This window comes from Flavobacterium sp. JP2137 (assembly GCF_050562195.1).
Lineage (GTDB): Bacteria > Bacteroidota > Bacteroidia > Flavobacteriales > Flavobacteriaceae > Flavobacterium.
In genome coordinates this window covers 2,349,939-2,367,988 of the sequence record NZ_CP191647.1, presented here as the reverse complement: position 1 = coordinate 2,367,988, position 18,050 = coordinate 2,349,939, and the positions used below count along the sequence as shown (strand labels likewise).

At 43.2% G+C, this 18,050-nt stretch carries 21 protein-coding genes; 5 read left to right on the top strand and 16 right to left on the bottom strand.

The features are described from left to right. Positions 1-15: 15 nt before the first annotated feature. Complete coding sequence (locus tag ACQZ43_RS10435) at positions 16-984, top strand: hypothetical protein (protein WP_430612382.1); 969 nt, start codon at positions 16-18, stop codon at positions 982-984. A gap of 14 nt (positions 985-998) precedes the next feature. On the opposite strand, the gene ACQZ43_RS10430 is transcribed toward ACQZ43_RS10435, so the two are convergent. Continuing rightward, positions 999-1,553 carry a Smr/MutS family protein gene (locus ACQZ43_RS10430; RefSeq protein WP_430612380.1) on the bottom strand — a complete coding sequence of 185 codons (555 nt, stop codon included), beginning with the start codon at positions 1,551-1,553 and terminating at the stop codon, positions 999-1,001. Beyond that, positions 1,543-1,743: a hypothetical protein gene (locus ACQZ43_RS10425; RefSeq protein WP_430612378.1), complete on the bottom strand. Its 201-nt coding sequence runs from the start codon at positions 1,741-1,743 to the stop codon at positions 1,543-1,545. Before ACQZ43_RS10425 ends, ACQZ43_RS10430 begins: the two co-directional genes overlap by 11 nt. Positions 1,744-1,941: 198 nt before the next feature. Here ACQZ43_RS10425 and ACQZ43_RS10420 point away from each other — a divergent pair, with 198 nt between their 5' ends. Together ACQZ43_RS10420 and ACQZ43_RS10415 are read left to right on the top strand one after the other, a co-directional pair. Then, complete coding sequence (locus ACQZ43_RS10420) at positions 1,942-2,223, top strand: DUF2752 domain-containing protein (RefSeq protein ID WP_430612376.1); 282 nt, start codon at positions 1,942-1,944, stop codon at positions 2,221-2,223. 10 nt (positions 2,224-2,233) lie between these two features. Next, the gene (locus ACQZ43_RS10415; RefSeq protein ID WP_430612374.1) at positions 2,234-2,569 is read left to right on the top strand and encodes a CCC motif membrane protein; all 336 of its coding nucleotides are present in this window, start codon (positions 2,234-2,236) and stop codon (positions 2,567-2,569) included. Positions 2,570-2,617: 48 nt separating this feature from the next. Here ACQZ43_RS10415 and pdxH read toward each other — a convergent pair whose 3' ends face one another. From pdxH to pyrR, 5 genes are all read right to left on the bottom strand, one after another. Next, positions 2,618-3,262, bottom strand: coding sequence for a pyridoxamine 5'-phosphate oxidase (pdxH, locus tag ACQZ43_RS10410; RefSeq protein ID WP_430612372.1), 645 nt, complete (start codon positions 3,260-3,262; stop codon positions 2,618-2,620). 11 nt (positions 3,263-3,273) lie between these two features. After that, a complete protein-coding gene (locus ACQZ43_RS10405; RefSeq protein WP_430612370.1) occupies positions 3,274-4,179 on the bottom strand; it encodes a ribonuclease Z in 906 nt (301 codons plus the stop codon). 88 nt (positions 4,180-4,267) lie between these two features. Beyond that, on the bottom strand, positions 4,268-4,600 hold the full coding sequence (locus ACQZ43_RS10400) for a ribonuclease Z (RefSeq protein ID WP_430612368.1): 333 nt from the start codon (positions 4,598-4,600) through the stop codon (positions 4,268-4,270). A 38-nt stretch (positions 4,601-4,638) separates the two neighbouring features. After that, positions 4,639-5,565: an aspartate carbamoyltransferase catalytic subunit gene (locus tag ACQZ43_RS10395; protein ID WP_430612366.1), complete on the bottom strand. Its 927-nt coding sequence runs from the start codon at positions 5,563-5,565 to the stop codon at positions 4,639-4,641. 24 nt (positions 5,566-5,589) lie between these two features. Beyond that, positions 5,590-6,150 carry a bifunctional pyr operon transcriptional regulator/uracil phosphoribosyltransferase PyrR gene (pyrR, locus tag ACQZ43_RS10390; protein ID WP_430612364.1) on the bottom strand — a complete coding sequence of 187 codons (561 nt, stop codon included), beginning with the start codon at positions 6,148-6,150 and terminating at the stop codon, positions 5,590-5,592. Positions 6,151-6,333: 183 nt separating this feature from the next. Between pyrR and ACQZ43_RS10385 the strand changes: the two genes are divergently transcribed. Next, complete coding sequence (locus ACQZ43_RS10385) at positions 6,334-6,651, top strand: YbjQ family protein (RefSeq protein WP_430615654.1); 318 nt, start codon at positions 6,334-6,336, stop codon at positions 6,649-6,651. A 56-nt stretch (positions 6,652-6,707) separates the two neighbouring features. Further along, entirely contained in the window at positions 6,708-7,727 is a 1,020-nt protein-coding gene (locus ACQZ43_RS10380; RefSeq protein WP_430612362.1) for an META domain-containing protein, read from the top strand. Positions 7,728-7,830: 103 nt separating this feature from the next. On the opposite strand, the gene ACQZ43_RS10375 is transcribed toward ACQZ43_RS10380, so the two are convergent. The 9 genes from ACQZ43_RS10375 to ACQZ43_RS10335 form a co-directional block, all read right to left on the bottom strand. After that, positions 7,831-10,368, bottom strand: a complete 2,538-nt coding sequence (locus ACQZ43_RS10375) for a M1 family aminopeptidase (RefSeq protein WP_430612360.1) — start codon at positions 10,366-10,368, stop codon at positions 7,831-7,833. 230 nt (positions 10,369-10,598) lie between these two features. Further along, positions 10,599-11,471 carry a succinate--CoA ligase subunit alpha gene (gene sucD, locus ACQZ43_RS10370; protein ID WP_430612358.1) on the bottom strand — a complete coding sequence of 291 codons (873 nt, stop codon included), beginning with the start codon at positions 11,469-11,471 and terminating at the stop codon, positions 10,599-10,601. A gap of 93 nt (positions 11,472-11,564) precedes the next feature. Next, complete coding sequence (locus ACQZ43_RS10365) at positions 11,565-11,930, bottom strand: nuclear transport factor 2 family protein (protein ID WP_430612356.1); 366 nt, start codon at positions 11,928-11,930, stop codon at positions 11,565-11,567. Continuing rightward, complete coding sequence (locus tag ACQZ43_RS10360) at positions 11,927-12,862, bottom strand: UDP-3-O-(3-hydroxymyristoyl)glucosamine N-acyltransferase (protein ID WP_430612354.1); 936 nt, start codon at positions 12,860-12,862, stop codon at positions 11,927-11,929. Before ACQZ43_RS10360 ends, ACQZ43_RS10365 begins: the two co-directional genes overlap by 4 nt. Before the next feature lie 42 nt (positions 12,863-12,904). Next, entirely contained in the window at positions 12,905-13,471 is a 567-nt protein-coding gene (gene efp, locus ACQZ43_RS10355) for an elongation factor P (protein WP_430612352.1), read from the bottom strand. 18 nt (positions 13,472-13,489) lie between these two features. Then, positions 13,490-14,275: an acyl-ACP--UDP-N-acetylglucosamine O-acyltransferase gene (lpxA, locus tag ACQZ43_RS10350; RefSeq protein WP_430612350.1), complete on the bottom strand. Its 786-nt coding sequence runs from the start codon at positions 14,273-14,275 to the stop codon at positions 13,490-13,492. Between the two features lie 11 nt (positions 14,276-14,286). Next, a complete protein-coding gene (locus tag ACQZ43_RS10345; RefSeq protein WP_430612348.1) occupies positions 14,287-15,678 on the bottom strand; it encodes a bifunctional UDP-3-O-[3-hydroxymyristoyl] N-acetylglucosamine deacetylase/3-hydroxyacyl-ACP dehydratase in 1,392 nt (463 codons plus the stop codon). A gap of 53 nt (positions 15,679-15,731) precedes the next feature. Next, entirely contained in the window at positions 15,732-16,745 is a 1,014-nt protein-coding gene (lpxD, locus tag ACQZ43_RS10340) for a UDP-3-O-(3-hydroxymyristoyl)glucosamine N-acyltransferase (RefSeq protein WP_430612346.1), read from the bottom strand. Between the two features lie 30 nt (positions 16,746-16,775). Then, positions 16,776-18,011 carry an HD domain-containing protein gene (locus ACQZ43_RS10335; protein ID WP_430612344.1) on the bottom strand — a complete coding sequence of 412 codons (1,236 nt, stop codon included), beginning with the start codon at positions 18,009-18,011 and terminating at the stop codon, positions 16,776-16,778. Between the last annotated feature and the right edge of the window lie 39 nt (positions 18,012-18,050).

Genomic DNA, 18,050 nt, shown 5'->3' with positions numbered 1-18,050 from the left:
AAATAGGAATAAGAGATGAAAAAAATGTTGAGCTTCGGCGTATTGGCTTTGTTTTTAAGCGCTTGTAACGACGGCGATATTGTTTATAAGGAGATGAATTTTGAGAGTAACGCGATTCAAAAGTGTGCGACCAAAGACTTGTACTATAAGACCAACGCCAAAGACATGATGATTCTGAAGGCAGAACCCAATTTATTGCACGAAAAGAACTTTAAACTGGGCGAGACCAAAGTGGTTGAAATCGGCAGTGCGTTAGAACTGCTCTACAGGACTTACGACGAAAATGCCGATAGCAAGTCCATTTGCGAGACCTTGCCTCCGGCCAAACCCGTAATCGTATCCGAAATGACGGCGAATGCAGGTGGAACAGTATTGATTACCCGAGATGTGCGCACCCAAGAAAAAGAGGAATTGGAATCCCCTACGGTGCTCTCGTACTTCTACAGATTTTTATTTGAAAACATCAGCTTTAAAGACGGTGATCAAACGATCAATCAAAACAATTTTTCCTTTGGCGAATACAAGTACAAGGACATCGCCTTAACCTTTAAGTTTATCGGCAAAGTAAAAAACTGCAACCTGATCGACGCCACGCGCTTGGTGGTCAATAACGATACCGAAGCCCTACTGTTAAACATCGGCAACGGTGTTATCGAGAATGTTGCGGCGACCAAGACCGTTTCATTAAACGACACCAACAATCTTATCTATAAAGTATTTGATGCCAAAGGCGGAGCAATCAATGCGGAGAAAGCCTGTACGGACGAAACGGAATTTGGAGATACCATAGAGATCGAAAATTGGAAATCGACCTCGGGAACGCTTGTAATCGTGACTACCGAAGTCACACAAGGAGAAAATGCCCCAAGTGGAAAAGTGGAGTTTTTGCACAAACTGTCTCTAGAAAATGTAACCTTTACCAAAGAGGGTCGCAGCTTTACAAGAGCGCTAGTGCCCTATGGAGAAATCACTACCAGCTTATAAACAAAATCCCAACCTTAACGGTTGGGATTTTGTTTGATATATACTTGGGTAGCGCCCAGGCCGTATTTCTGATAATTGGCGTCTTCGAAAATCACTTCGGGATAACGGGCAAACATATAGTCCAACTCCAATTTTAAGATTCCTTCTCCCACACCGTGAATAAAGACGATACGCGGTATTTTATTGCGAATGGCAAACTCGACTTGCCCCTTAGCGGTATCGACCTGCAAGGTCAATATATCGTGGTTGCTCATTCCCCTAAAAGAAGGTACGAGTTTTTCGATATGCAAATCGACCTCCATGACGAACTCCTCTTTTTTCGATTTCTTTTCCTTGACAAAGGAACGCTTTGCGCTGCTTTGCTTTTCCAACAAGGCCGCAGAAATAGACGACAGGGTCGCCGCCTGCTTTAACTCGGAGGTATCTCCGATTTTCAGCAGTTCGCGCATTTGATATTTTAGCAAAAAACCGTCTTCGGTTTCTATGGTCACCTCCGTTTGGTTAACCGCTACTACGATGCCGTTTTGATCTTCATCCAAAACCGCTACTTGATCTCCTTTACTTATCATTTTCTTCTGAGCTTTTTGCCTTTGTCACTGAGGTATGGTTACTGGGTACTTTTGACATCAAACGCATCATGCCGTAAAAAAACAAAATCACACCCACTACCTGAATCCAGATATTGGGATGAACTTGTGTTTGCTCGTAAAAGGCCCAACCTATAAAGAGCAAGGTAACGATGATATAGAGTATTTTCATGGATTAATTGTGTTTTTATTAGGGTGAGCTGCTTTTATCCCGCATTACTGCTGGTCCTATCACCACTTGTCCGAACCGCAGCACATACCGCTGTATTCATCGGATAGATTTACCAAAAATAAAGAACTTTAAAAAATTGTACTAATTATTTAATTACAATTATTTTTTGTAAAATTGCTATAAATTAAAACGCCCATTATGGAAAAGCTCCTGCTGCCCTGTCTCAACAAATCTATATTCGGTATAGACTGCTTAGGCTGTGGCACTCAACGCGCTATGGTTTTAATCACTCAAGGGGAATTTGTCAAAGCTTTTTATATGTTTCCCGCAATTTACACCTTACTTTTATTTTTTGGAGCAGTCTTTTTAAATTTTATCGATTTATCTCGAAATTATCACAAAATAATCATCGGCTTAGCCCTTATCAATGCGCTAATCATGGCTACTTCCTATATTTTAAAAATATTCTATCTAACTTAACACATAAAAAATGGATCAACAATTTACACAAAAATTACCCCATTCCGACACCGTACTGGTCTTAGGTATTTCCTCATTAGTCATGTGCTGTTGCTGGGGTGTTGGTTTGATTCCGGCGATAATCGGCTTGTTTTTAGCTCATAAAAGCGGCAAGTTATACCAGGCCAATCCAAGCGGATATTCGGGTTATAAAAACCTAAATACCGGAAAGGTACTTTGTATTATAGCACTCATTTTGGGCAGTATTAACCTGATGATCAATTTGTATATCACCCTATTCTTTGGTGCGGAAAACTTCCAACAAATGCTACAGGACTTCCAAACTCAATTAGAGCAACAACAATAATAACCACAAAAAAAGCAGCCTCGGCTGCTTTTTTTATTTCTTAGCCAGTTAAGGCGCTAAACGGTCTATTTCCCATTCCATATTGTCTTGCAAGCGATATCGAATGCGGTCGTGTAAGCGATTGGGTCTGCCTTGCCAAAATTCTATCGATACGGGTTTAACTACAAATCCCCCCCAATGCTTGGGCCTATGGATGTCACCTTGCTGGGAATCGGCTTCCAAATCCACCAATTTTTGCAGTAAAAAATCGTAAGACGGGATCACCTCACTTTGGGGAGAAACCGCTGCACCTAGTTTACTGCCCTGCGGGCGGCTATCAAAGTAATTGTCCGAATTTTGTTCAGACAGCTTTTCCGCAAAGCCTTTGATAATAACCTGGCGTTCCATCGACGGCCAAAAGAAAGACAAGCCCACTTTCGGATGTGCCAAAAGCGCCTTTCCCTTTTCCGAATCGTAATTGGTAAAAAACACAAAGCCGTTTTCGTCGTACTTCTTCAACAGCACGATACGCGCTTTGGGAAAACCATCCAAGCCCAGAGTGGATACCGACATGGCATTGACCTCTTCGATACCGGCAAACGCTTCCACTTCGTGAAACCACTTGCGAAACTGCATTAACGGGTTCGCGTCGACCTCTGCTTCGATCAAAGCGCTTTTTTCATAGGATTTTCTGTAATTACTCAAGTCACTCATAACCTTTGTTATTAAAATTCAAATTCTTTTCCATCGTCTGCGCAGCTCACTTGCGGAAAAACGGTCAAGGCCTCCTCTCTAAATTGATTGATATCGGGATAACGCGTGGAATAATGTCCGAGAATCAGTTGCTTTACCCCTGCTTTTAGAGCGATGGTTGCCGCTTCCTTGGCCGTACTGTGCTTGGTTCTTTCGGTATAATGGGCTTCCGATTCCAAAAAGGTGCTTTCGTGATACAACACATCCACTCCTTTGATAATGGGAATTACCGCTTCGCTATAGACGGTGTCCGAACAAAAGGCATAACTCTTCGGGGGATCGGGATCGTTGGTGATCGCCGTGTTTTGAATCAGGGTCCCGTCGTCCAGGGTAATGTTACCGCCGTTTTTAATCTTTTGATAGAAACAGCTTTCGATTCCCAAATCTTCGATGGCACCGATTTTTAACTTGCGCTCCCCGGGTTTCTCTCGAAATAAGTAACCGTTGGTATACACCCGATGCACCAGCGGAATGGTAGAAACCGTAAGCTGTTCGTCTTCATAGACCACCTCACTCTCCTTGCTTTCCAATTCGTGAAAGTACAAATTGTAACCGGTAAAGGAGTTGGACAGCCGCAGTTGCAATAAAATCACCTCTTTGATCCCCTTGGGACCATATACGTGTAAGTCGTTTTGCCGATTCAACAACATAAAAGTCGATATCAGCCCGATTAACCCATAAAAATGGTCGCCGTGCAGGTGGGAGATGAAGATGTGATTAATCTTAGAGAATTTAATCTTTTTTTTGCGCAGTTGAACCTGAGTTCCCTCGCCACAATCGATTAAAAACATCTGGTTTTTAATTTCGATGAGCTGTGCCGTGGGATTGGTCATCGTTCTTGGGGTTGCTGCATAACAGCCCAGTATAGTTAATTTCAATATGATTTCATTTAAAGAGTCCGTCTATGAAAGTACAAAATATAATTAGTAACCGCTAAAAAAGCCGGCTAATAAAGTTGTTTTCTACTTAAAATCCCAAATCTCTTTCAATCTCGTCCATTTCGATGATATCGTGCGCCTCTTGTATGCTGGGCACCAACACCAACTCCTGGTCAAAATCATTGTAGTTTACCGCATTGGAAACCAAGACAAACGACTTTTTAGCCTCGGATTGTCGGGCGGCCAACTCGGCAAAGGCCGCAACTGCTGCCGCATCCAATTCGGCTTCTGCCAATAGATCGATCACGAGGTTGTGCTTTTTTAAAGTTTCATATTGCGAATTGATTTTCGTTATAAATTCCGCGAGGCTGCCCTCGTTCTTTTTAATCAAAAGCGTATGTCCTTTTTCTTTAATTTTCATGCTGCTGTCTTTTTTATAAAGAGCTAATGTAAGCTTAATTATTTGATTTTTGAAGCGAGTAAGTAAATCACAGCCATGCGCACGGCCACCCCATTCTCCACTTGGTCCAAGATGATGGATTGCTGTGAATCGGCTACATCGGAAGTCAATTCCACGCCGCGATTAATCGGTCCCGGGTGCATGATTACGATTTCTTTATCCAGCGAATCCAACAGCTTTTTGTCTATGCCATATTGCTGGGTGTATTCGCGAGTAGATGGGAAATAGTTGACATCCATACGTTCGTTTTGCACGCGCAGCACATTGGCTACATCGCACCATTCCAACGCTTTTCTCAACACGGGTTCGACCCGAACGCCCAAGCTTTCGATGTGTTTTGGTATAAGGGTTTTAGGTCCGCAAACCCGCACTTCTGCCCCTTGCATTTGCAGGGCGAATATATTGGATAGCGCCACTCTGGAATGCAGTACATCGCCGATGATTACCACTTTTTTTCCCGCCACTTCACCCAATTTCTCCCGAATGGAATAACTGTCTAAAAGGGCCTGTGTCGGATGTTCGTGAGCACCATCGCCGGCATTGACAATACTGGCCTTTACGTTTTGCGATAGAAAATGCGCTGCTCCGGCATGACTGTGGCGCATGACTACCATATCGACTTTCATCGCCAAGATGTTGTTGACCGTATCCAAGAGGGTTTCGCCTTTTTTGACGGACGACTGAGCCGCAGAAAAACTGATGACATCGGCAGACAGGCGCTTTTGAGCCAACTCGAAGGACAATTTGGTCCGGGTGCTGTTTTCAAAAAAGATATTGGCGATGGTAATATCTCGTAAAGAGGGTACTTTTTTTATGGGTCTATTGATGACTTCTTTAAACTGATCGGCAGTTTCAAAGATTAAATCAATATCGTTTTTATTGATGTATTTGATTCCCAACAAATGGTCTACACTTAATTCTTTCATCGTGCAATGGATTGCTCTACGTTATTAAATTTCCTTTTTCGGCTCGTTTTGTATCAAAAACACCCCGTCTTCTTGACTGTCTTCTTCGCCCCAGCTCACCAATACCTTTTCGTCGTTTATCGCATCGACTTGACGGCCGCGATAATCGGGTTGTATGGGCAAATGACGGCTAAACCTACGGTCTATCAATACCAGGAGTTCAATTTCCGATGGGCGACCAAAAGACTGTATGGCCGTTAAGGCCGAACGGATACTTCTACCGGTATACAACACATCGTCGATAAACACCACTTTTTTATTCTCTACCAAAAAATCGATTTGCGTTTTATTGGCTTCTAAAGGTTTGAGATTTCTCCGGAAATCGTCGCGAAAAAAGGTGATATCCAAAAACCCCAAGCTAATATCTTGGACGCCGTATTCTCTTTCGATAATTGATTTGATTCTCTCGGCAAAAAATTTACCACGAGGCTGTATTCCGATCAGGATTGTATTCGAAAAATCAAGGTGTTTTTCGACTAATTGACAAGCCAAACGATGCAGAATGATATTGACCTCTTTAGCAGTAAGCAATACTTTAGGATCCATAATGAAGTGTTGTGTTTGGGGGGTAAAAGTACAAATTTTTCCGCTCGATAAATAATATTTTTACACAAAGGTCGGATTTAGGCCAGGCGGGAACCTCGACTATTATTTTTGAAATTTCGTCCCTGTTCGGGCATGAAAATTCAAAAAATCCGTATCTTAGATACCCATTTTAACCGCAAATTTATGATCATGACTACGACCCCCACCATAGAGGGGCATCCCATCCAAGAATACAAAGGCATAGTAACGGGTGAAACCATTATAGGCGCCAACGCCATTAAGGATTTTAAAGCGAGTTTTACCGATTTTTTTGGCGGTCGTTCCACCACTTATGAGAAGGTCGTTATCGAGGCTAAAAACACGGCTTTGGACGAATTGCAAAACCGCGCCAAGCAACTCGGTGCCAACGCCGTTGTGGGTGTCGACCTGGACTATGAAACCATCGGTCAGTCGGGAAGCATGCTTATGGTAACGGCCAGCGGTACGGCCGTGGTGATCTAATCTTTAAAATCTTGGCAGAGTATTTGCCCTTACACAATTGAAATAAAAATAAAACTATGAAAAAAAGAGCATTGATGGTTACCTTATTCACCGTAGTAACCGCCGTAAGTCTTCAGGCTCAAGTAGTCCGAAGCGTTTTTGTCAAGGACACCACCACCCCTTGTACAGGTGTGGCGCCGATGAATTGTCTAAACGTGCGATTCGACCAGGCTACCGAATGGGAATTGTTCTACAGTTCTATAGAGGGGTTTGAGTACGAACCGGGTTACCAATATGAATTGCTGGTAGAGGAAACCGTATTGCCCCAAAACCAAGTTCCGGCAGACGCCTCGTCCAAGCGTTATAAATTGAAAAAACAAGTTTGCAAAATAGCGGCTTCCCAAGCGGTATGGAACCAAAATTGGACCCTTACCGAGCTCAACGGAAAAAAGGTGCTGCCCGATGCCGTAAAAGTAGAATTTAACGCCGGAACAAACAGCATTTACGGAAAAAGCGGTTGCAACAGTTTTACGATGGCCGTAAAAACCAATAAGAAAAAAACCAAAATAACCACCCAACAAGCCGCGGGTACTTTAATGGCCTGTCCGCCGGAATTGATGAAATTGGAAGATGAGTTCTTAGAAACTCTAGCCGACAAAAAAATCGATTTAAAAGTGGTCGACGGTCAATTGCAGCTGATACACAAAAAAGCGGTATTGATGACTTTTTCCAAACCGACAGCAGCCAAATCTGCCCTAACCTACATCAGCAACAAAAAATTTAAGCTGATCCAACTGAACGGAAAAACCGTTGAAAAGAGTCATCCGGAACTCACCCTAGATGTAGCCAATAAAAAAATAAACGGCAAAACCAGCTGTAACAATTTCTTTGGAACCTTGGACATCACGGAAAAAACCATCGGTTTTGGCGGCGTAGGAACCACGAGAATGGCCTGTATGGACGAAAAACTAGCTCAGCAAGAGAAAGACTTTCTCGCTGTATTAAACAGCAACGGCCTGAGCTATGACGTGGCCGATCAGACGCTCAACATCTATAAAAACAATAAATTAGTATTGATGTTTGGCTTAAGTGACTAAGCCCGCACCGATTCAATAAGCTATAAAAAAGCCCGTGAAACTCAAATTTCACGGGCTTTTTTACTGGAGGGCTGTCCCTATTACAAAGGAGATATGCCATACCTTATTTCAGTTGATCGGCTGTTGCCTGCAATAATTCCCACTGTAGTTTTAGATTGGGATTGCCATTGGCCTCATAAGCCGCCTTTTTTAGCGCGATTCCCTTGTCGACCATCACTTTTACAATACTCGCAATTTGCGCATTTTGAGTCTTTAAATAAGCGTAGTACATCTTGTACAATTGTGCGGCGGTTTTCGTGGCTTCCTCGGTATCGTTACCCATCACCCATTCAAAACCGCGTTCCAACAAATCGGCACCGGGGTATTGCTGGCTTTTGGCGATTAGGTAAAATGCAGCGGTCTGAATGACCAAATCCGCTTTTGACCGATCATTTTCTGCGATCCAAATCGGGATAAATGCCTTGATGAGCTCCTCGCTATTTTTGACAATCTCGAGGTCTAGTCCGTTTTCAAAACGAGAAAACTGCTGAGGGTCGCTTTGTAAAATTCCGTCTATAGCGGCCGATTGAACGCGGAAAGAAGGACTTTTAAGCGCGGTTTCCAACAAGTCCAAATCGCTTTGTTTTACGTAGTTCAACGCATTGATAGCCTGTGCCTGCACCAGGGTTTTGGCGTCGTTTTTAACGACTTCCCGCAAAAGTGGTACGGCCTGTTCCACTACGGTGGCCTCATTTAAATCCAAGCTGCTGATCGACAAGCTTCGGATACCGTCGTTTTCATCGGTCAACGCCGACAACAGGCTCTCCAAGGCTGCTGCATCTGTCGTTTGAGCAGCGGCAAAGGCTGCTACCGCTTGTCTGCGCGCCAAGTAATTTCCCTTGCCCGCACGGTATTGTGCGCGGTATTCCGCCAGGGTTTTTGTCGACTCGGTCAAATTGGACAGCAACACCTGATCGGCGTTGTAAATCACCACCTCCGGTGCTTTAGACAGGCTCCATTCAAAGGAGGTCGCTGCTTGTGCCGGCACCCACAACTCTTTTCGCATGGGTTTGCCGTCGACAACGACATCTACGGCATAAGGAAATTCGAAATAGGTCGGCCCCTGTTGTTCGATGTCGATCTGAAGCTTTTTGCCCTTGGAATCAAATTCAGAGCGAACCGTCAAATCCGGTTGTCCATTACCGAGAAACCACTGCTTAAAAAACCAATTTAAATCTCGGCCGCTCACCTCTTCTAGCGCCAAGCGCAATTGGGTGTATTCCGCTTTGCCGTAAGCGTTGTCGACCAAGTATTTGTTCAAACCTTTAAAAAAGGCTTCGTCGCCCAAAAAGTTTCTCAACATGTGCAAGATGGCGCCACCTTTGTTGTAAGTAACCGCATCAAACATATCTTCACGCGATTCGTAGTGCATGCGCACCAAGCGCTTGTCGAGATGGTCTCCGTTTTTATAGGCCTCGATTTCGTCGTACAAATACTGACTGGCCTTTTCAAAGCCGTATTTATGCTCGATCCACAGATATTCGGAATAATTGGCAAAGGCTTCGTTCATCGCCAAATTAGACCAGCTCTCTGCCGTGACCAAATCGCCGAACCAATGGTGAAAAAGCTCGTGTGCTATAACGGTTTCGGCGGTATTTTCATCGATGAGCTGTCCGGGCTTTTGCTGCACCCCATCGTTGAACAACGAAGCTGTGGTATTTTCCATGGCGCCACTCACATAATGTCTTGCGGTCATCTGCGCATACTTTTCCCAGGGATACGGATAATCGAGTAAGTTGGAAAAAAACTCCATCATCTCCGGCGTATTTCCAAATATAGCACGGGCGTATTCTCTATATTCGGGCTCTACGTAATAATCGACATCCAACGACCGCCATTTATCCCTTACAACGGCATAATCGCCTATGCCCACAAAAAACAAATAGGGCGCGTGTTTTTGGCTCATTTTCCAATAATCGGTCTTGGTACCGTCTTTATTAACCTTGGAGTTGACCAAGGATCCGTTGGACAGGGACACGTATTTTTGAGGATAGGTCAGATAGATCTCCTGAGTGGTCTTTTGATTGGTTTTATCGATGGTGGGAAACCAGCAGGAGGCGGATTCCGTTTCGCCCTGTGTCCAAATTTGGGTAGGCAATCCCGCGGTGGTTCCCAAGGGATTGATAAAGTAGATCCCCTTATTGTCATTGATGGCTGCACTTCCCGTTCCCTCTACTTCGTTGGGACGGGCCGTATACGCGATATGAACGGTATAGGGCTCTGCGCGGCTATAGCTTTTGTCCAACTCGATGCGAATCACAAGACCGTCGTAGTGGAACTTCAACTTTTTCTCACCTTTGTCCGTCAGCAAGCGCACCTGATGAATCAGCATGGCCTTGGCATCGAGTTCCAAAACCGCAGTCGGATAGAAATGCGGACTTAGCGTAATCCAGGCTTCGCCCAAAACCTGCTGCTTGGCATAATCAAACTTTAAATCCAGCTTGGTGTGCATCAGATTGTTAATCCGTTCGGCTTCTGCGCGGTAAGCCTCTACGGGATTCGCTGCATCTACGCGATAACTCGGAGGCAGCGTTTGCGATTGGGCCCAAGTCATACTCGACCACACCAAGGCGACAAACAGTAATCCTATAATTTTATTCATAATCTTAAATTGAGTTGACAGATTGATTAACAGGGAAGACTAAAGATAAATATCCCCTTTTGAATTGTGGACGGATTTAGCAATATTTTAGCTATTTCGCGGTATTTTAGTCCGATAAGGGCTTGATTTCGCCCTTCATCGCAGCAAAAATCTCCGTATAGCCCCAAAACAAAACAACCAGTAATCTCGCGATTACTGGTTGTTTTTATAAATCCGATTAAAGGAATTGTTTATCCTAAAACTTCTTTTACTTTTTTACCGATTTCAGCTGGTGAATCTACTACGTAGATACCACACTCTTTCATGATGCGTTTCTTAGCTTCTGCCGTATCATCAGCACCACCAACAATAGCACCAGCATGCCCCATCGTTCTTCCTTTAGGAGCCGTTTCTCCAGCGATGAATCCGATAACCGGTTTTCTATTTCCGTCTTCTTTGATCCAACGCGCTGCATCGGCCTCCAATTGACCTCCGATTTCACCGATCATGATGATTACTTCAGTCTCTGGGTCGTTCATCAATAATTCAACCGCTTCTTTGGTCGTTGTTCCAATAATTGGATCTCCACCGATACCGATCGCTGTAGTGATACCCAACCCTTGTTTAACCACTTGGTCAGCCGCTTCATAGGTTAACGTTCCCGATTTAGAAACGATACCTACAGTACCTTTTTTGAAAACAAAACCTGGCATAATGCCCACTTTAGCTTCACCTGGAGTGATTACCCCTGGACAGTTAGGTCCGATTAATCTAGAGCTTCTTTCTTTTACATAATTGTTCGCACGAATCATATCAGCTACAGGAATACCTTCGGTAATGGTAATAATTACTTTGATACCTGCATCAGCAGCTTCCATAATAGCATCAGCAGCAAAAGCTGGTGGTACGAAAATAATAGATGTATCAGCTCCAGCTTGATCCACAGCATCTTGAACGGTATTGAAAACAGGACGATCTAAATGCGTTGTTCCCCCTTTTCCAGGAGTTACTCCACCTACGACATTTGTTCCGTATTCAATCATTTGAGATGCGTGAAAAGTACCTTCACTACCCGTAAAACCTTGAACTATTATTTTTGAATCCTTATTGACTAAAACACTCATGATTTTGTTTTTTTTATTAAAATTTCGTTATACAAAAATAGCCAATTCCCAGCAATATCTGAAATTTTTATTGCTTTAATATCTCCCTAACGCCTAAATTACCAGGTGGCTCATCTGATATCCTCTGTAAAGCAGGCCATCTTTGAGTTCCCAAGTAGCGTTAAAGGTGGCTAAAACCAATTCTTCATCGGGATTTTCGAAGGTACTCACATAATGCGTGTAGCGAATGGCCACTTGGTTTCCCTCGGCAATTACCTGGTGCACCTCGCAGCGCAGCGAGTAATAATTCAATCGAATTTCCTTAGATAACGCCAAGATATCGTCTTTGTCGAGTTGTACAAATCCCTTGGAACTCGTCCAGTCCAAGAGCAGTTCTTCATGCAAGACCTCTTGGAGGTAATTCTTGCTGAGAATTGCTACTGATTCATAAAACTTAACAACGATATCCTTTGCTATCATAAATTTTTTACTTTAATTAGAATTTCAGGAAGCTTCTTAACATTGGCCAATTGCTTTAATTTTTCTCTGGATTCGTCTACTGGGGTACCGAAATACACCTTTCCACCTTCCAGGGATTTGGTCACACCGGTTTGCCCTAGTACCACGGCTTTTTCACCGATGGTGATGCCACTAGTCGTACCTACTTGTCCCCAAAGCGTGACTTCGTCTTCTATGACTACACAACCGGCAATGCCCGTTTGTGCGGCGATCAGACAATTTTTTCCAATGACACTATCATGACCGATATGCACTTGATTATCTATTTTTGTGCCAGCACCTATGGTGGTGTCTCCAGTAACTCCGCGATCTATGGTACAAGCTGCACCGATAAAAACGCGATTTTCTATCACCACACGACCACAAGAAACCAAGGGATCATATCCCTCTGGGCGTTTTTTAAAATAAAAGGCATCGGCTCCTAAAACAGCTCCTGCATGAATCACGACATCATCGCCTATAATCGTACCATCATAGAGTACTACTTGGGGATGAATCGTGCAATTTCGTCCAATTACCACTCCATTGCCAATAAAGACATTGGGTTGGATTTGGGTACCTTCACCGATCTGAGCGTCTACAGCCAAAGCTGTTTGGGCCGGTTTAAAAGGATTGAAATACTTGGATAATGTATTGAAATCGCGAAAAGGATCGTCTGAAATCAATAATGCCTTTCCCTCAGGACAGGGCACCTCTTTATTGATCAATACGATAGTCGCTTTGGAATTCAAGGCTTTATCATAGTATTTAGGATGGTCTACAAAGACAATTTCCCCTTCGGTTACCACATGAATTTCATTCATCCCGTAAACTTCAAACTCGGGCTTCCCCACAAATTTACATCCTATAATTTCAGCTATAGCCTGTAATTCTTGAACGTTTTTAAATCTCATTGATCGGCGTTAAATATATTGAAAGTTTCGATTAAAAACTAATTATTCCTTGATGCGCTCGATATAAGCCCCGTTGGAAGTGTCAATTTTAATCTTATCTCCTTCATTGATAAAAAGTGGCACGTTTACCGTTGCCCCGGTTTCTACTGTAGCGGGTTTGGTCGCATTGGTAGCGGTATTGCCCTTTACACCTGGTTCTGCATAGGTCACTTCTAAGATTACCGAAGCCGGCATATCTACAGCAATAGGCATATCGGTTTCCGTGTTGATTTGCACCATCACGTTTTCGCCTTCTTTTAATAAGTCTGGGGCGTCCAAGATGTTCTTCATCAAGGTGATTTGTTCGAAAGTCTCTACGTGCATAAAGTGAAATTGATCACCTTCTGGGTACAAGAACTGGAACTTATGCGTTTCCACGCGTACGGGATCGATTTTATGTCCTGCAGAAAAAGTATTGTCCAATACCTTTCCCGAGGTTAAACTCTTCATTTTGGTACGAACAAAAGCAGGTCCTTTACCGGGTTTAACGTGTAAGAATTCCGTGATTTTATAAATATCGTTATTGAATTTAATGCACAATCCGTTTCTAATATCTGATGTACTTGCCATTTTTTATTTTTTTATATATTAATAAATTCCTGTATATCCCTTCATGATCCCTCTCGAGGAATTTCGAATAAACATAATGATTTCATCGCGCTCTGGAGTCGCCTCAAAGTCGGCTTCAATAATGCTCAAAGCCTGAGTAGTATTGTAGTTTTTCTGGTATAAAATTCGGTAGATGTCTTGGATTTCGCGAATTTTATCGGTGCTAAATCCGCGTCTTCTCAAACCAACGGAATTGATTCCGATAAAAGACAGGGGTTCCTTAGCCGCTTTGGCATAAGGAGGCACGTCTTTCCTGAGGAGTGAGCCGCCAGAAATCATGGTATGGTCACCGATATTGATGAATTGATGCACGGCGGAAAGCCCACCAATTATAGCATAATTCCCCACGGTAACGTGTCCGCCAAGCAAAACCCCGTTCACGATAATCACATTGTCGCCAATATGACAGTCGTGTGCAATGTGAGCAGTAGCCATTACCAAACAATGGGATCCGATAGTGGTTCTTCCAGAGGCTACAGTACCCCTATTGATCGTAACACATTCTCGAATTGTAGTATGGTCGCCAATGATGGCCAAGGAATCCTCTCCTCCAAATTTTAAATCTTGAGGAACAGCTGAAATAACAGCTCCGGGAAAAATATTGCAATTTTTACCAATTCTAGCTCCTTCCATGATAGTAACGTTGGATCCAATCCAAGTTCCCTCTCCAATCTCAACATTATTATGAATCGTTGTAAAAGGTTCAATCACTACATTTTTAGCTATTTTTGCTCCTGGATGGACATAGGCTAAAGGTTGATTCATACGATCTTTTTTTAGTTTTGTTTTTTCACTATTTGCGCCATTAATTCTGCTTCAGTGACCAATTTTCCATTGGCATAGGCATTGGCTTGCATATGACAAATCCCTCTACGGATTGGAGATAACAATTCCAATCTAAAAGTCAAAGTATCTCCTGGTAAAACTTTATGCTTAAATCTAACGTTGTCGATTTTCATGAAATACGTCAGGTAATTTTCCGGGTCTGGAACCGAGCTCAAAATGAGGATTCCGCCTGTTTGCGCCATGGCTTCTACCGTTAAAACTCCTGGCATTACTGGAGCACCAGGGAAATGACCAACGAAGAACGGTTCGTTCATCGTAACGTTTTTGAGTCCCACTACGTGGGTTTCCGACATTTCTAAGATTTTATCCACCAACAAAAACGGTGGACGGTGTGGCAACATGGCCATTATTTGGGTCGTGTCCATCAGGGGCTCCTTGTGTAGGTCGTACACCGGCACTTGATTTCTCTTTTCCGCTTTTATAATTTTGGACAGTTTTTTAGCAAACTGCGTATTGACAAAGTGTCCCGGTTTATTGGCTATGACTTTTCCGCGTATGCGTATACCGACTAAAGCCAAGTCGCCGATGACATCTAACAACTTGTGACGCGCAGCCTCATTGGGATGATGCAGGGTCAGGTTGTCCAAGATACCGTTGGGTTTGACATTGATGGTTTCCTTGCCAAAAACCACTTTAAGGTTTTGCATAGTCGCTTCGGATATGTCTTTATCGACATAGACGATGGCGTTGTTTAAATCGCCCCCTTTGATCAATCCATGGGACAACAAGGTCTCGAGTTCGTGTAAAAAACTAAACGTTCTCGAATTGGCAATTTCGTCTTTAAAATCGCTCATCGATTTTAAAGTAGCGTTTTGCGTGCCCAACACCTTGGTACCAAAATCGACCATAGCCGTAACTTGATAGGTATCGGAAGGCATTAAAATAATTTCGCTTCCCGAGGCTTCATCCACGTAAGAAATCACTTCCTTAACGATGTATTCTTCTCTTTCGGCATCTTGTTCTACTACACCTGCCCTTTCGACAGCCTCGACAAAATACTTGGAAGAACCGTCCATGATTGGGGGTTCAGAAGCATTGACTTCGATAATAACATTGTCCAAATCACAACCGACTAAAGCCGCCAATACGTGTTCTGTCGTTTGTACCTTAACGCCTCTTTTTTCCAGATTAGTTCCTCTTTGAGTATTGACTACATACGTAGCGTCCGCCTCGATAACAGGGCATCCCTCCAAATCCATTCGTACAAATGAAAATCCGTTGTTTATCGGTGCTGGCTTCAAGGTCATCTTCACTTGCTGTCCGGTATGAAGTCCAACTCCTTCTAAGGAAATTTCATTTTGGATGGTTTTTTGTTTAACCATAGTAGTTTATTTTATTTTTAAACATTTTTTACACCTGCGAAAACGCTAAGGTGCTATTTTTTTTTCAACCCTTCAATTTCTTGAACGATTTTAGGTAAATTCTTAAAGTGTATATACGATTTTAAAAAATCGTGATACGGCAACTGCGGCGACCCCTGAACGGATTCGCTATCGCCAAGGCTCCTACTCACTCCGGTTTGGGCTTGTATTTTGACATGATCGCCGATCACGATATGTCCCACAATCCCCACTTGGCCACCGATAATGCAGTATTTGCCTATTTTGGTCGACCCCGCCACACCGGTTTGCGAAGCAATCACCGTGTGCTCTCCAATTTCCACATTGTGTGCAATTTGAATTTGATTGTCCAATTTTACGCCTTTTCGGATTATAGTCGACCCCAAGGTCGCTCTATCCACCGTGGTTCCCGAACCGATTTCCACATCGTCTTCTATAACCACATTGCCGATTTGCGGTACTTTGGTATAGCTGCCATCCGCTGCCGGTGCAAAGCCAAAACCATCCGATCCGATAATCGTACCGGAGTGCAACGTACAATTTTTTCCGATAACGGTCTCCGAATAGATGCGAACACCAGCAAATAAAACCGTATTGTCGCCAATGACCACATTATCGCCAACAAAAGAGTTGGGATATATCTTAACATTGTTGCCAATTTGTGTGTTTTTTCCAATATAACTAAAACTACCCAAGTATAAATCGTCGCCATAAACCGCGCCTTCGGAAAGTACCGAGGGTTGTTCTATACCCGACTTCATCAATTTCACTTGGTTGTAATATTCCAATAATTTAGAAAAGGACTGATAGGCATCTTTGACCTTGATCAAAGTAGCGTCTAAATCGTGCTCGGGCTCAAAAGTGTGATTCACTATGACCACCGAGGCTTTTGTAGTATAAATGTGGCTTAAGTATTTTGGATTGGCTAAGAAAGTCAGAGAACCGGCAGTTCCTTCTTCAATTTTGGCCAATCTATGGACCTCCACTGTAGGGTCTCCTACAACTTCACCATCTAAAACGCCCGCTATTTGTCCTGCTGTTATTTTCATCACCGCAAAAATATAAAATATTATTGAAATTTAAGTTTCTAATAAGGTTTTTGGGTAACAAACAAAATACTTTGTTACCGGTTTGGAAAGCGCCTTGAGATTTAATTGATCCGAAGCCTCTAAAACATCGACTACTTCCTTGTTCTTTTTCAATATCCGAATGGGTTCTTCCGATTTTTTATAGGCTTGATTTTTAACCTTACCCCTAAAGATGAAATAACTGGCTTCTTCTTTGGTGAGTCCCCTTAGTGTCATCCATTGAGTACGCATCGAATCGACCTCTTCCTTACTGACTTTTTCCGAAATCAATCGGATCTTAAGCAGGTCGCGATTGATGATCATCCTACTCAATTCCGAGAGCACAAAGTCGTCGTGAAACTGCCAGCTCTTCAGGGCTCCGATGATATCGGAATCGTCGAGCAAGGCAAACTGCTCCAAGGCGCTTTGGTCAAAATCTTCTAGGGAAATTTGGTTTTGTAAAAAAAACTGCAGCGCATTGCTGCACCACAGTACCGTGCCCTTGTGCGTGAGCTCCTTGGCGCGCTTTAAAACGCGCATCAAAATCAGTTCGGCACAAACGCTGGTTTTGTGTAAATACGCTTGCCAATACATCAGTCGACGGGCAACGATAAATTTTTCAACGGAATAAATTCCCTTTTCCTCTACAACCAAGGTATCGTCCTCGACGTTGATCATCTGAATCAGGCGTTCGGAGTTGATATTCCCCTCGGCTACACCGCTGTAAAAACTGTCGCGTTTGAGGTAGTCCATACGATCCATATCCATCTGACTCGAAATGAGTTGCAACATGAATTTCCGGTGGTATTGCCCTTTAAAAATCTGAATAGCCAAGTCCAATTGCCCCTCAAACTCCTGGTTTAAGCGGTTCATAAACAGCAGCGAAATCGCTTCGTGAGAAACTTTTTCCACAATGCTGTGTTCCATGGCATGTGAAAACGGACCGTGGCCGATATCGTGTAACAATATGGCTATGTATAGGGCTTTTTCTTCTTCTGGGGAAATTTCTACGTTTTTGGAACGCAGTACTTGAACGGATTTTTGCATCATGTGCATACAACCCAAGGCGTGGTGAAACCGCGTGTGGTGGGCGCCGGGATAAACTAAATAAGACATACCCATCTGAGAAATCCTCCTTAAGCGTTGGAAATAAGGATGCTCAATCAAGTCGTACAACAAAGTATTGGGTATAGTGATAAACCCATAAATTGGATCGTTTAATATCTTCAGTTTATTTATTGTCGTCAAAAGGATTTATTTTAATCCAAACAAAGATAGGAATATATA